Source organism: uncultured Alsobacter sp., assembly GCF_945952055.1.
Taxonomy (GTDB): Bacteria; Pseudomonadota; Alphaproteobacteria; order Rhizobiales; family Beijerinckiaceae; genus Alsobacter.
In genome coordinates this window covers 124,381-137,781 of record NZ_CAMFHB010000007.1, presented here as the reverse complement: position 1 = coordinate 137,781, position 13,401 = coordinate 124,381, and the positions used below count along the sequence as shown (strand labels likewise).

Sequence of the window (13,401 nt, the reverse complement as noted above, 5' to 3'; positions counted from 1 at the left end):
AGGCATCGCACCCCTACGGGGAGGCTTCGCGGCTGCGAAGCCGCCGCCTCCCTCGTATCGGGCCGGAGCGTCCACAATCAAACCAGGCTGTGGAAGATCATAGTTCAAGGGGAGCGCGCTAAGATGCCTCGCAAGCGTGGGCCACGTCCGCCGCTGTCGAAAAAGCAGATTGCCTACTACGGCTCCGCGGCCTCTCGAGAGCAGAGAGCATCGGCGCTTGCGAAGGCATTCCGGAAGACGGCCACACTTCCTCACTGTGGAGCGCGAGCGAAGACAACTGGCGAGCCTTGTCAGAAGCCGGCGCTTCCGAACGGCCGATGCCACATGCATGGCGGGAAGACGCCAGCCGGCAAGCATTGGCACGTTGCCCAGGTGGCGAACCAAAGCGGGTCTGTGGAGAAAGCTCACCGCAAGCTGGGCGACCTGGCAAGGCGTAAGGCGAAGAGGGAAGCGCGCGTCAATGCCATGTCGCCGGATGAGCTACAGCGCCACCGGGAATGGCAGGCGACCCATGGGCCGGGCGGCAAGCGCGAAGTCGCTCGCCGCAACAGGGAGGCCCGCGCCGTGATCGAGGGCACGGTGCCACGCGCTGCCGAACCAACCGGCGAGGCTGTGGAGCTGCAGCGGGTAATTGACCTACTCGAGGCGCGCAGGAAGCGGCGCGAGGCCGCTACGAACGCGGCGGATGTTCAATCAGGTGGAGAGTGGAACGATGAGCGCTGATACCCCGCAGGATGCTTTCGCCCGAAACCTGCGCAGGCTTCAGACGGAAGGCCTCGACGCGGCCACCCAAGCGGCTATCGACATGCTTCGGGACACGGGCACGCCTGCCGCGGCACGAGCAACGGCAATGAACGCTGTGTTGAAGGTGTCGGGCATGTTCGATGCCGAAAGTGAAGATGAGCTGCAACCGCACGAGATGACCGCGGAACAGTTGAGCCGGGCGGTTGCGAAGTCACTCCGTGCAATTGGTGACAATGCCGCGGCGAGCGAAGTGCACGAAGGCGCAGACCTATTCGATTGAGGCGGGGGCAGGGCTGCACGCCAGCGGCGATCGTGGCGCCGATGACGTGCGGAGCCAGCGTCGCGGCCACACACGAGCCCATGGGCTCCGCTGGCCTTCCTAGAGGGTATTGGCAGGTCTTCGGCAATGGCCCGGACTGTGCGAGGCTTAGAGCCGGTCCAGTACCCGCTTCACGCCCACGGCCGACCATTGGCCACCCGAGGGCGACGGCACGTCGCGAGCGTTCAGGGCTGCCGCCAACTGCCGAAGACTTGCGGCACCTTCCGACTGCAGCGCTTTGAGGTAGGGCGCCAAGTCGGCTGCTCGTTGGTCTGCGCTGGCTTTCCGCGCTGCTACGGCTGCGGCCTGTCCAGCGCCTGCCACTAGGTGGTGCGAGGCCTTCCGGTCCCACTGGCCATCGCGGGCGACCTTCGCCCTTAGCGCGGCCTTAGTCCGCTCGCTGATCAGCCCGGCTTCGAGTTCTGCCACCGCCGCCATCTGCTGCAGCATGAACCGACCGGTCGAGCCGGCCGGAACTTCCGGCAGGTCGCAGAAAACGACATCCACGTTGCTGTCGATCAGTCCCATGAGGAACGATGCGTTGCGGGCAAGGCGGTCGAGCTTGGCAATCACGAGAGTGGCGCGGTGAACGCGGCACGCTGCCAGCGCTGCCGCCAACTGCACCCGGTTGTTCTTCCGGCCGCTCTCCGTCTCCACGAATTCCTCGATTAGGCTCCACGAGCCGCCGTTCAGGTAGCGCATCACGGCTTCGCGCTGGGCATCGAGGCCCAGGCCTGAGCGACCCTGCTTGTCAGTGGACACCCGCAGGTAGCTGACGAACCGTCCCTGAGCCATTTGCCGCTTCCGTTACATATCATCGCTACGTGCGTTGCGATGATATGTAACAGCCTATGAGCCGAGCAGCAAGCGGCTTAGCGCGGCTTCGCGTCTGAAAGTGAAAGTCGTTGTTGTTGTTGTTGTTGTTTGGAATTGTTGGCAGATGTCGCACGAATCATTCGTTGTTGCCAGACATATCCCGCGTTCCGTACTATCAAACGCCTAGAAATGGAGATCAGAAATGGAAGTTATATTGACGCGGGCCATGGAGACGCAGGCATTCTGGCGTTTCTGCTCATGTATGCTTTCTCAGCTGGCCAGCGGAGACGCAGAGGGAGCGGTGGAAACGTTGGATGAGCTAGAAGCGCTTGCGCTTCACAGCGATAGTGCGCGTGTCCGCGTGGCGGCCGCCAAGGCTATCGCGCACGGCAGGGAAGTCCTTGGGATGATTTGACCCACGCCGCGCCTGCCGAGCGCGAGAGCTATCCGACCGCTGGCAACCTGGCGGCGAGCGATCGATGGCGATGGGCAGGCCTCGCTGCGCCTTGGTGAGGCCGTCCCCGCGCACGGCAGGGGCAATTTCGAACGATCGGCCGATGCCACCCCCGGGGGTGAGAATTTGCATGCGGCGCGAGGTCGCCCTGCCGGCTTCGCCACAGACCGCGCACATTGCGTCGGCAGCAATGGAGCAAGTGCAATATTGCTGCCGCGCCCGGCGCTCCCGCGCAAGCGTTGCCAAGCCGCCGGCATGGCTGGCGAACACGCGGCCTACCCCCCGCCCACAGTCCGGGCCGCGCGGCAGAATCTTCGGCTGACGCCGATACAAAATTTCGCGCCGCCCCAACTTTTGGGCGCCACTGTCCGGCGCGTGGGCATCCTAGCAGTTGAAGCTCTCCCGCACGCCAAGCCTTGCCGCGGCCGGCGCAGAGCAACCGACCGGCGAAAGGCTCAAGAAACCCACTTCAGCGCTTCGACATATTCGCCCGTTTCGCTTCGTTTAAGCAGAGTCGAATATGCGGAAAACTGCCCTTCCTGTGGCAATTCAGAAGGGATATTTCGATGTTGGGCGGGTGTGATCTAAGCGCCGCGATGACTTCCGACCGTCTAAGGAAGTTCGCTGTCGAACCGCGGGCGCCTCATCACTTGGTTCTCGCGCTCCATTCACTAGAGTTGTCGTCGGCCAAGGATCGGATCACGACTGGCCAGCGCTTTGAACTAGTGCAGGCGCTGAACTTGGCCTGGCACGCCGCTCCCCGCCAGCTTCCCGGCGTTGATGCTTGCGCCATGAATCGGGGGTTCAAGGCAGCGATAGACCTCGCAATCGCCTGGTCTGAAATGGGCTTCTACGAATTGGATTGGGCGCCTGGCAAAATCGCGTCAGCCACGAAGCGCGCGCGGGTCCTCGCCAATCAGGTGCACAACCTGGCGCTCGAGGATGAGTTGGGCAGACGCCCGCCGCAGGACGATTTCCACGCTACGGGGGTGATCTTCAAAGACGTGCGAATGGCGGTGCGCCCGGCGTGGGCCAAGGCCCGAAGCTGAGCATTTGGGATCGATCGAGCGAGCGATAAGTCACGATAAAGTAGATCGAGGGCGTGATCCGTCTCGTTCGGCCCTCAGTCGGCTGCTAAACGGCCGGGCCCCGATGCGCTTCCGGGCCCGGCCGCCAGCCAGCATGAGAACCGGCGTCGTTGGCGGCTCTGCACTCCTGCCCAAAGCAGGCAATCACCACTTATATCGGCGGTCGCTGTGTTTGAATTCGACGTTTGCAGAATGACAATTTGCCGCAGCCAATCGAGGAAGCGCTGCTCGCTTAACATGCACGAACTACTTGAAATTATCCGGTTAGGTAATCGCTGGTTCATTAATCGGTGCCTATAGAATTTTTGCGCGCCGGGGTATGGGCCTCCGCCGATATCCTGGGGCATCGATGCACGTCCGCGACGCCAACGAGCCGGAGAGGATCCGGGCTCTTCACGACCTCAAGTACATGCCGGGCGAGCGCGTCGCGGCTCTCGATCATGTCGCCAGGGTGGCGGTAGATCACTTCAAAGTGCCGATCGCCTTGGTTAGCCTCGTCGACGAGACGGCGCAATGCTTCGTCGGTTGCCAAGGACTAGGCGTTGCCGGAACCCACCGGAGCCAAGCTTTCTGCCGTTACACGATCCTGTCCGACGAGGTGATGGTCGTGGAGGACGCTAAGCGGGACGCCCGGTTCGTCTCGAACCCATTGGTGACGGGTGATCCCTTCATCAGGTTCTATGCAGGCGCACCTTTGGTGCTGCGGAACGGTATAAGGCTTGGCACCGTGTGCATCATCGACAGGGTGCCGCGCACCTTGTCGTTCGGCCAAAGGATCGTCCTCAAGCAATTGGCCACGATAGCCATGTCGGAGATTGCCACTCGCGGGTGACGAAACCTGCGGGCAAGCTGAAACGCCAGACGCCCGCCGTGGTGACACGACGGGCGTCCGGACCTTAGGCGCGGCGATCCGGGGCGACGCCCCCGGAGGCGGGGAGCCGCGCCCCTGTGATTACACTGTAGAGGTCGCCCGTTTCGAAACCGTTGCTGGAGAGGGCGACAGGAACCGACGCCCCGTGGTGGCACTTCTCGGCCATGACCACCGAGACCCTCGCCCAACTTGAAGCCCGCCGCGTCACGCACGTGCGGATCGCGTGCTGCAGCATCGTCACCGCGGTGCCCTGGAACCTGCTCCCTGTAACCCCGGAGACGCCCTTCCCGGCCATCGTAGGCCGCCTCCGGTGCTCGCGGTGCGGCGGCCGGCCTGCACCAACCGACGTCACACCCTGGGCCTCCTGGATGGCTTCGGGCGGAGGAAGTGGTGGCAGGAATGTGGGTTGACAGATTGAGTAAGCGCGATTCCGAAGCGTTCTTGTTGTGTTTATGTGGCTTTCGCCCTCGCTTAGCGTGGAAAATGGCGATCTGGATTCGCGGTTAGGCCGGCGCCGCAGTAACTGTCTCGGGTGAGACTGATTCGCTGAGGATGTCCGAATTGACCGGCAGTTCCCTTCAAGCAGCCCAGGCGCGTTACAGAGAGGCGGCATTTGCCGCTCGCCGGAAAGCTGCGCTCAACCTGCAGGCTACGCTGGGCGTGACCTTCAACTTGGGAGAATGGAGCGGTCGGGTTGCCGAGGCGATCCAGCGGCAGTGGGCGACGGCAGACCGGCACCCTGACGGCGGATTCGACTGGCCGGAGTGGTTTCGACGGAACAAGCGTAACCCTGATGTGTTTTCCGTGGCGATCTGGATCGACCAGCGCCTAGCAGGCGTCGCTCTTGTCGAAACGGGCTCGGACTATGTGACAGTGAAGTGCGTGGAAGGCGATCCGCGGCCCGACTGCCCCCTTCGCGGGCGCCGCGCGTTAATTGTTATGGAAGCAGCGGCATGTTACGCGCAGGCGCTTGGTAAGCGCTCGATCCGAGTGTCGCCCGTTAACGACGACCTCAAAAAACTCTATGTTGAGGGGTATGGATTTTCCGAGCCCCGCGGACTAGGGTATTTAGTACGGGAGATCTGACCATGTTGGCACGAGCAGTAAGGCGGATGTTGGGGAGCGTGAAGCTCGCCGATAAGCCGTTGGCTGCGCCGGAGCCTGTATACGGCGCCCCGCGGCCGATGAATGGCCTGTTCGCTCAGCTGAGCAATGAGCAGCGTGCGCGTGTGCTCGAGTACAGTGGCGCGGAAAATATCCCGTGCGCCGATGTTCCCAAAGCGAAGGCATAGCTGTTAGCTAAGGCCTAAGGTTAACGCCCCCGCGCAGTCCGCGGGGGTTTTGTTTTGAAGCCGTGGCCCCTTCTAGGCTCCTGGCGACCGGCAAATAGTGCCTACTCTCTGTCCCGCCACTGGAGCGGGCGCCATCAGTCGCGCTGCTGGCAGGTGCCCTTCGCTTGGGAGACAACGAAATTGCCGCGCAACACAGTGTTGCGACTATGCACTGCGCTGCCATTTGCCAGCACGATGGTGGTCGACATCACAGCGCCGCTGTCAACGAACTCGACGAACGAGATAATCCGGTCGCTACCGTGGATCCTTACCGGCGCGGTTCCCGCATTCCCGATCATCGTTGCCATCGGCTTGCCTACCTCCCAAACGAACGTGATGGGCTCGTCGAACGTCGGAAATTGGCAGATCCACGCCATTGTTGCCGCATCGGCCTGAGGCGTGACGAGCAACGATCCCAGGGCCGCAATCGCATATCCGCGCATCTGGGTCCATTCCTGAATCCGGGCCACCAACGTGGCAGCGATCTACGTCTTCGGCAATCCTCCAGCCGGGGTGTGTCGCCCGGCGCTGGTTACTCCCGGATTGCAGACGGCAGCGATACGACCGGTGGTGCCATGGTGGCGCCAAGGACAAGCGACGGGAAAAACAGGCACCCAAAATCGGCTGTAAGTCATTGATTTTACTGGTGCTGCCGGAGAGGATTGAACTCTCGACCTCTCCCTTACCAAGGGAGTGCTCTACCACTGAGCTACGGCAGCAGGTCGGACCCGGGGGTCCGAAGCGGCGCCACTACTGCCACAAGGGGTGTGGCGGCGCAAGCGCGCGGGGAGGCCTTTTTTCGCGAAAGCGAAGGGGGTGTGAAAAGGGTTACTCGGCGGCTTCCCGGGCCTGGGTGGCGGTGAAGGGGAGGCCGAGATGCGTCCACACTTCGACGAGCGCGTCGGCAAGGCCGGCGATCAGGTCGGCGTCGTGGAACGGCGTCGGGGTGATGCGCAGCCGCTCCGTGCCGCGGGGGACCGTGGGGTAGTTGATGGGCTGGATGTAGAGCCCGTGCACGTCCAGCAGCCGGTCGGAGGCCGCCTTGCACAGCTCGGGGTCGCGCACCATCAGCGGCACGATGTGGGTCGGCGTGTCGAGAATCGGCAGGCCGGCGGCGATCAGGGCGTCCTTGGTGGCGGCGACCTGATGCTGGTGGCGCTCGCGCTCGGCGCGCGAGGCCTTGAGGTGGCGCACGGAGGTGGCGGCGGCGGCGGCGATCGCCGGGGGCAGGGTGGTGGTGAAGATGAAGCCGGGGGCGTGGGAGCGCACGGCGTCGACGATGGCGCCGTCGGCCGCGATGTAGCCGCCGAGGCAGCCAAAGGCCTTGGCCAGCGTGCCCTCGATCACGTCGATGCGGCCCATCTCGCCGTCGCGCTCGGCCACGCCGGCGCCGCGCGGACCGTAGAGGCCCACGGCGTGGACCTCGTCGATATAGGTCATGGCGCCCCAGCGCTCGGCGAGGTCGCAGATCCGGCCGATGGGGGCGATGTCGCCGTCCATCGAGTAGACGCTCTCGAAGACGATGAGCTTGGGGCGCTCCTTGCCGGCCCGGCGTAGCAGGTCTTCGAGGTGCTCGAGGTCGTTGTGGCGGAAGATCGCCTTGTCGCGGCCCGCCGCCCGCACGCCCTCGATCATCGAGTTGTGGTTCAGCGCGTCCGATAGGATCAGGCAGTCGGGGATGAGGCGGGCGATGGTCGAGATGCCGGTGGCGTTCGACACGTAGCCGGAGGTGAAGACCAGCGCGGCATCCTTGCGGTGCAGGTCGGCGAGTTCGCCTTCCAGCTGCACGATGGGATGGTGCGTGCCGGAGATGTTGCGCGTGCCGCCGGCGCCGGCGCCCATGCGCCGTGCCGTGGTAGCCATGGCCTCGACCACGTCGGCATGCTGGCCCATGCCGAGATAGTCGTTGGAACACCAGATCACGACCGGCGTCTCGCCCTCGGGCGTGTGCCGGATCGCGTGCGGGAAACGGCCCACAACCCGCTCCAGATCCGCGAAGACCCGGTAGCGGCGTTCGGCCTTGAGGGCCTCGACGGCCTCGGCGAAAAAGCGCTGATACGTCATGCGCCGTGACATGGCACGGCACCCGGCGTGCTTCAATCCGCATTCCTGCGGAAGCCTTGACGCTTTTCGTCGCTTGCCGCTTCTCAAGGGGCGTGTCCGCCGGGGAGATGACCCATGCCGAATGAGCGAGACCGGAGCGAGGAGGAGCGCCGCAAGCGCCTGGCCGCCGCCCTGCGCGACAACCTGAAACGGCGCAAGGCGCAGGATCGCGCCCGCCGCGCGCAGGACCCGCCGACCGAGGGGAAGCCCCCCCGACCGGCCGGGGAACCGCCCGAAGGCTCCTGACAGGCCCTTCATTTTCACAGGATTCAGCGCGAATCGCCCGCCCGAGCCGCGTTCCGGCCCCCAAGGCGTCTCCCGCCAGAGCTGTGCCGAAACGGTACGAGCCGTTGAACGGGCAGTTGATTCCGCCCGCCGGCCGCGGCCGGCTTGACCGCGCCCGCGGGGACCGGCATGCACGCGGCAGCGCCCGTGCGGCGCACCATGGGCGCGACCGCGTGTCGCGTCCGGCTCCGAGGCATCATCAGGCCCGCTCGGCCGCAGGAGACGTCATGGATCGCATCCGCATCGTGGGGGGCCAGCAGCTCACCGGCAGCATTCCGATCTCCGGGGCCAAGAACGCCGCCCTGCCGCTCATGATCGCGAGCCTGCTGACGTCGGACACGGTGATCCTGGAGAACGTGCCGCGCCTGTCGGACGTGCGCCAGCTCATGCGCATCCTCGGCAACCACGGCGTCGACGCCTCCATCGACGGCAAGCGGGTCGGCCAGACCGAGACCACCGGCGACACCATCCGCCTCAATGCCGCCTCCGTGGTCGACACCACGGCGCCCTACGAGCTCGTGTCGCGCATGCGCGCCAGCTTCTGGGTCATCGCGCCGCTCGTGGCCCGCATGGGCGAGGCCCGCGTCTCGCTGCCGGGCGGCTGCGCCATCGGCACGCGGCCCGTGGATCTCCTGCTCATGGCGCTGGAGCGGCTCGGCGCCGTCATCGACATCGACGGCGGCTATGCGGTGGCCCGCGCTCCCGGAGGCCTGAAGGGCGGCGAGATCGTCTTCCCGAAGGTCACGGTGGGTGGCACCCATACGGCGCTCATGGCCGCCGTTCTGGCGCGCGGCACCAGCGTCATCGAGAACGCGGCCCGCGAACCGGAGGTCGTCGACCTCGCCGACTGCCTGGTGAAGATGGGCGCCCGCATCTCCGGCGCCGGCACGTCGCGTATCGTCGTGGAGGGCGTCGCCTCGCTCGGCGGCACCCGGCACCGCGTGCTGCCCGACCGCATCGAGACGGGCACCTACGCCATGGCGGTCGCCATGACCGGCGGCGACGTGCACCTGGAAGGCACGCGGCCGGACCTGTTGCAGGCCGCCCTCGACGTGCTGGTCCAGACCGGGGCCGAGATCTCGACCACCAATGACGGCATCCGGGTCAAGCGCAACGGCCACGGCATCGACCCGGTCGACATCACGACGGAGCCGTTCCCGGGCTTCCCGACCGACCTGCAGGCCCAGTTCATGGCGCTGATGACGAAGGCGAAGGGCACGTCGCGCATCCGCGAGACGATCTTCGAGAACCGCTTCATGCACGTGCAGGAACTGGCCCGGTTCGGTGCCAGGATCCGGCTCGACGGCGATCTGGCGGTGGTCGAGGGCGTGCGCACGCTCAAGGGCGCCCCGGTGATGGCGACGGACCTGCGCGCCTCGGTGTCGCTGGTCATCGCGGCGCTCGCGGCGGAAGGCGAATCCACCATCCACCGCGTCTACCATCTCGATCGCGGCTTCGAGGCCCTGGAAAAGAAGCTCGGGGCCTGCGGGGCGGTGGTGGAGAGGATCTCGGGCGAGCGCTAGGCGCCGGCCCTCGCGGGCAAGGCGCATGGCCGGACGGGAGAAGCCCGTCTCCTCCGGCATGGCAGGTGGCCCGCTTTCGGAGCCAGGCGCCCCGGCCGCCCTGGCCGGGCAGGGCCCGGACAGGACGTGCTGAGTCTCGGGTCCCGGCCTCCGGAAGGCCGGTGACCTTGCCGTCAGGCGTCTCAGTAGCCGACGGCGCCGCGCTTCTGGCCGAACCCGGGGATGTAGCAGCTGCAGCCGGTCTGGAGCGGCAGCGGACGGCCGACGCTGCACTGCCCGCGCGAGGTCACGCAGATCGTGCCGAACCGGACGCGGCCGTAGCCCCCGCCGTAGCCGCCACCGCCGTAGTAGCCGGGGGGCGGGCCGTAGTCGGGGCGCGGCCGGTAGTAGCCCGGCGGAGGCGGGGGCGGCGCCGGATAGTAGCCGCCACCTCCGCCGTAATACTGGGCTTGGGCGCCCGAGGGCGCGGCGAGCCCCGCCGTCACGGCGAGCAGGGCGAGCGATAGAATCTTCCGCATAGACGTTACCTCCGTCGACACAATCTCACCGATCACGAGCTTAATTGGCAATCTACAACTTTTAAGGCGGCAAAAAGGTCATCCTGGGGTGGACGGCTTCGCCACATCGTGACCCGTGACGGCGGGGGGCGTTGCGCCGCCGGGACGGGACCGCTACAGGGAGCCAGAACAGGAGCCGCCCGCGTCATGGACAAGCTGAAGCTCGTCGCGCTCGATTCCGAGGATCTCGCCGTCGTGTCCGCGCATCTGCAGGACGCGGTGGTGAAGGTTGCGGACATGGCCTGGCTCGCCAGGGAAAAGCGCTTCGCCCTGGTGTGCAACCGTTTCGACTGGGAGAGCGCCGAGGCGGGCCAGCGCCGGCGCCGCCGGACCGGCCTGCAGTTCGGCCGGGTGCTGAAGGTCCAGCATCGCCTCCAGGAGGCGGGTCCCGACGCCGTGCTGAACCTGCTGGCCGTCACCTTCGAGGAGGGGGAGGCGCCCTCCGGAGCCGTGACGCTGGTGTTCTCGGGCGGCGGAGCCCTGCGCCTCGAGGTCGAGTGCCTCGAATGCGAGATGCGGGATCTCGGTCCCATGTGGGAGACCCCCAGCACCCCCAAGCACGACGCCGGCGCGGCCTGAGGCCGCACGCCTTCGAGAGGACTTTTTCATGCCCTTGCGGCTCGACGCACGCGACAAGGATTTTCCGGCGGCCTTCGACAGCCTGCTCGCCATGAAGCGCGAGGTCTCCGAAGACGTGGACCAGGCGGCGAAGGCCATCGTCGACGACGTGGTGGCGCGCGGCGACGCGGCGGTGGTGGAGTACACCCGCCGCTTCGACCGGCTTTCGCTCGACGCTTCGGGCCTGCGCATCGCGGCGGCCGAGATCGACGCGGCCGTGGCCCGGTGCGATCCCGACACCGTCGCCGCGCTCGAGACGGCGCACCGGCGGATCGAGGCCTATCACGTCCGGCAGAAGCCGTCCGACGACCGCTTCACCGATGCCCTGGGCGTGGAGATGGGCCATCGCTGGACCGCGATCGAGGCCGTCGGGCTCTACGTGCCGGGCGGCACGGCGAGCTATCCGTCGTCGGTGCTGATGAACGCCGTGCCGGCGCGCGTGGCCGGGGTTCCGCGCGTCGTCATGGTGGTGCCCTCCCCGGACGGGGTCCTCAACCCGCTCGTGCTGGCCGCCGCCCGGATCGCCGGCGTCACCGAGATCTATCGCATCGGGGGGGCCCAGGCCGTCGCGGCGCTCGCCTACGGCACGGCCACCATCGCTCCTGTCGCCAAGATCGTGGGTCCCGGCAACGCCTATGTCGCCGCCGCCAAGCGGCGCGTGTTCGGGCAGGTCGGGATCGACATGATCGCGGGACCCTCGGAAGTCGTGGTCCTGGCGGACGACGGCGCCAATCCGGACTGGGTGGCCGCGGACCTGCTCGCGCAGGCGGAGCACGACACAGCGGCGCAATCCATCCTCGTGACGGACAGCGAGGCCCTGGCCGACGCGGTCGCGGCGGCCGTCGAGCGGCAGCTGCGCACCCTGCCACGCGCGGAGATCGCGGGGGCGAGCTGGCGTGACCACGGGGCCATCGTCGTTGTGCCGAGCCTCGAGGCCGCGGTGCCGCTGGTCGACCGGCTGGCTCCCGAGCACCTGGAAATCGAGTGCGAGGGCGCCGAAGACCTGGCCCTCAAGGTGCGCAATGCCGGCTCCATCTTCCTGGGAAGCCACACGCCAGAGGCCATCGGCGACTATGTCGGCGGCCCCAACCACGTGCTGCCCACGGCGCGGTCGGCGCGTTTCTCCTCCGGCCTCAACGTGCTCGACTTCATGAAGCGCAGCTCGATCCTGAAATGCTCGCCCGACGCGCTGAGGGCCTTGGCGCCGGCGGCGATCACGCTCGGAAAGGCCGAGGGCCTGGACGCCCACGCCCGTTCGGTCGCCATCCGGATCAACCAGGGATAGGCCATGGCCGACGCGCCGCCCGCCAGGAGCCCCGCCCGCCGCCTGATGGCGGTCACGCTCGACGAGGTGTCGATCGGGCGCGGCATGCCGGAGCAGGAGCACGAGCGGGCCGTCGCCATCTACGACCTGATCGAGAGCAACAGCTTCGGCCTGCCGGGGCACGAGGGCGGCCCCTACGCCCTGCATCTCTCGCTGACCGCGAACAAGCTGTCCTTCGACGTCCGGGACTCCGCCGGCTCGCCGCTGATCACGCACATCCTGTCGCTGGCGCCGTTCCGCAGCGTCGTGAAAGACTATTTCCTGGTGTGCGAGAGCTACTACGCGGCCATCCGCACCGCGAGCGCCGCCCAGATCGAGGCGATCGACATGGGTCGCCGCGGCCTGCACAACGAGGCCGCCAACATCCTCGTCGAGCGCCTGGCCGGCAAGATCGAGATCGACTTCGACACCGCCCGGCGCCTGTTCACCCTGATCACGGCCTTGCACTGGAAAGGCTGAGCATGGCCGAGGGGGGCGGGCCGGGCTCCGGCGCAGCGGCACCCGGCGCCCGGCGCGTCGGCGCGGTGCTGTTCGCCTGCGCCTTCAACGCCGTCCGCTCGCCCATGGCGGAAGCCATCGCGCGACACTTCTTCGGCAAGTCCGTCTACGTGCAGTCGGCCGGGGCGCGGAAGGGCGAGGTCGACCCCTTCATGGTCGCCGTCCTCGACGAGATCGGCATCGATGCCAGCCGGCACCGTCCGCGCACGCTCGAGGAGCTGGAGGACTGGGAGGGGCTCAACTTCGACCTGATCGTCTCCCTGAGCCCCGAGGCCCACCACAAGGCCCTCGAACTCACGCGCACCAGCGCGGTGGAAGTCGAGTACTGGCCCACGCCCGATCCAACGCTCGTCCAGGGCTCGCGCGACCAGGTGCTCGACGCCTATCGCAGCGTCCGCGACCTTCTGACGCGGCGGATCAAGGAGCGGCTGAGCCGGTAGGAGGCAGGCCGCGTCTCACTTCTCCGGGGTTCGATCCTGAGCAGCACGACCTCCCGCAGCTGCCCCAAAGTCCTCATCTTGAGCAGCGGCCGTAGGCCGTGTGTCGAAGGACGCACAATCTCGACGCTGTGCCATCCTGCATCCTTCGACACGCCCGCTGCGCGGTCTGTTCAGAGCTTGTGCATCGTCCGACCGTCCTGAAAGCACCTTCCTCTCCGCGTCATGGCCGGGCCTGGCCCGGCCACCCACGACTTCAGGATGGCCCAGGCAAAGTCGTGGATGCCCGGGCCAAGCCCGGGCAGGACGGCGAAGAGATGGTCGCGGAGTTGATCGGGGAGCCCTGGAACAGCGCACGAAATCGATTTGCACGGTCCTCGGCTGTGGAGATGGTGGCAGAGGTCTCAAGAAACAAAAGCCCCCGGGTGTGAGC

At 66.7% G+C, this 13,401-nt stretch carries 16 protein-coding genes and 1 tRNA gene; 12 read left to right on the top strand and 5 right to left on the bottom strand.

The annotated features are described in order from the left end of the window. Positions 1-123 precede the first annotated feature (123 nt). Both Q0Q47_RS07780 and Q0Q47_RS07775 read left to right on the top strand, forming a co-directional pair. Positions 124-723, top strand: a complete 600-nt coding sequence (locus tag Q0Q47_RS07780) for an HGGxSTG domain-containing protein (protein WP_293857115.1) — start codon at positions 124-126, stop codon at positions 721-723. Then, the gene (locus Q0Q47_RS07775; RefSeq protein WP_293856987.1) at positions 713-1,024 is read left to right on the top strand and encodes a hypothetical protein; all 312 of its coding nucleotides are present in this window, start codon (positions 713-715) and stop codon (positions 1,022-1,024) included. The genes Q0Q47_RS07780 and Q0Q47_RS07775 overlap by 11 nt, the downstream gene beginning before the upstream one ends. A 147-nt stretch (positions 1,025-1,171) precedes the next feature. On the opposite strand, the gene Q0Q47_RS07770 is transcribed toward Q0Q47_RS07775, so the two are convergent. Further along, a complete protein-coding gene (locus Q0Q47_RS07770; protein ID WP_293856984.1) occupies positions 1,172-1,858 on the bottom strand; it encodes a recombinase family protein in 687 nt (228 codons plus the stop codon). A gap of 210 nt (positions 1,859-2,068) precedes the next feature. On the opposite strand from Q0Q47_RS07770, the gene Q0Q47_RS31130 reads away from it, so the two are divergent. From Q0Q47_RS31130 to Q0Q47_RS07755, 4 genes are all read left to right on the top strand, one after another. Next, on the top strand, positions 2,069-2,197 hold the full coding sequence (locus Q0Q47_RS31130) for an MYXO-CTERM sorting domain-containing protein (RefSeq protein ID WP_367278217.1): 129 nt from the start codon (positions 2,069-2,071) through the stop codon (positions 2,195-2,197). Positions 2,198-2,983: 786 nt separating this feature from the next. Further along, the gene (locus Q0Q47_RS07765; protein WP_293856981.1) at positions 2,984-3,382 is read left to right on the top strand and encodes a hypothetical protein; all 399 of its coding nucleotides are present in this window, start codon (positions 2,984-2,986) and stop codon (positions 3,380-3,382) included. 388 nt (positions 3,383-3,770) lie between these two features. Then, complete coding sequence (locus Q0Q47_RS07760; protein ID WP_293856978.1) at positions 3,771-4,253, top strand: GAF domain-containing protein; 483 nt, start codon at positions 3,771-3,773, stop codon at positions 4,251-4,253. Positions 4,254-4,853: 600 nt separating this feature from the next. Beyond that, positions 4,854-5,378, top strand: a complete 525-nt coding sequence (locus tag Q0Q47_RS07755; protein WP_293856975.1) for a hypothetical protein — start codon at positions 4,854-4,856, stop codon at positions 5,376-5,378. A gap of 340 nt (positions 5,379-5,718) precedes the next feature. Here Q0Q47_RS07755 and Q0Q47_RS07750 read toward each other — a convergent pair whose 3' ends face one another. The 3 genes from Q0Q47_RS07750 to hemA all read right to left on the bottom strand — a co-directional run bounded on the left by Q0Q47_RS07750 (position 5,719) and on the right by hemA (position 7,687). Beyond that, on the bottom strand, positions 5,719-6,066 hold the full coding sequence (locus Q0Q47_RS07750) for a hypothetical protein (protein ID WP_293856972.1): 348 nt from the start codon (positions 6,064-6,066) through the stop codon (positions 5,719-5,721). Positions 6,067-6,267: 201 nt separating this feature from the next. Then, positions 6,268-6,342, bottom strand: a tRNA-Thr gene (locus tag Q0Q47_RS07745). 109 nt (positions 6,343-6,451) lie between these two features. Continuing rightward, positions 6,452-7,687: a 5-aminolevulinate synthase gene (gene hemA, locus Q0Q47_RS07740; protein ID WP_293856969.1), complete on the bottom strand. Its 1,236-nt coding sequence runs from the start codon at positions 7,685-7,687 to the stop codon at positions 6,452-6,454. A 114-nt stretch (positions 7,688-7,801) separates the two neighbouring features. On the opposite strand from hemA, the gene Q0Q47_RS07735 reads away from it, so the two are divergent. Then, complete coding sequence (locus Q0Q47_RS07735; protein WP_293856966.1) at positions 7,802-7,972, top strand: hypothetical protein; 171 nt, start codon at positions 7,802-7,804, stop codon at positions 7,970-7,972. A 266-nt stretch (positions 7,973-8,238) separates the two neighbouring features. Further along, positions 8,239-9,534: a UDP-N-acetylglucosamine 1-carboxyvinyltransferase gene (gene murA / locus Q0Q47_RS07730; protein ID WP_293856964.1), complete on the top strand. Its 1,296-nt coding sequence runs from the start codon at positions 8,239-8,241 to the stop codon at positions 9,532-9,534. 182 nt (positions 9,535-9,716) lie between these two features. On the opposite strand, the gene Q0Q47_RS07725 is transcribed toward murA, so the two are convergent. Beyond that, positions 9,717-10,052, bottom strand: coding sequence for a hypothetical protein (locus Q0Q47_RS07725; RefSeq protein ID WP_293856961.1), 336 nt, complete (start codon positions 10,050-10,052; stop codon positions 9,717-9,719). A 186-nt stretch (positions 10,053-10,238) separates the two neighbouring features. Between Q0Q47_RS07725 and Q0Q47_RS07720 the strand changes: the two genes are divergently transcribed. From Q0Q47_RS07720 to Q0Q47_RS07705, 4 genes are read left to right on the top strand one after another with little or no spacing between them, the layout of a single operon-like run. Then, the gene (locus Q0Q47_RS07720) at positions 10,239-10,670 is read left to right on the top strand and encodes a DUF2948 family protein (RefSeq protein WP_293856958.1); all 432 of its coding nucleotides are present in this window, start codon (positions 10,239-10,241) and stop codon (positions 10,668-10,670) included. 28 nt (positions 10,671-10,698) lie between these two features. Further along, positions 10,699-11,994, top strand: coding sequence for a histidinol dehydrogenase (gene hisD / locus Q0Q47_RS07715; RefSeq protein ID WP_293856955.1), 1,296 nt, complete (start codon positions 10,699-10,701; stop codon positions 11,992-11,994). Positions 11,995-11,997: 3 nt separating this feature from the next. Next, entirely contained in the window at positions 11,998-12,492 is a 495-nt protein-coding gene (locus tag Q0Q47_RS07710) for a UPF0262 family protein (RefSeq protein WP_293856952.1), read from the top strand. A 2-nt stretch (positions 12,493-12,494) separates the two neighbouring features. Continuing rightward, on the top strand, positions 12,495-12,971 hold the full coding sequence (locus Q0Q47_RS07705; RefSeq protein ID WP_293856949.1) for a low molecular weight phosphatase family protein: 477 nt from the start codon (positions 12,495-12,497) through the stop codon (positions 12,969-12,971). The last annotated feature ends 430 nt before the right edge of the window (positions 12,972-13,401 follow it).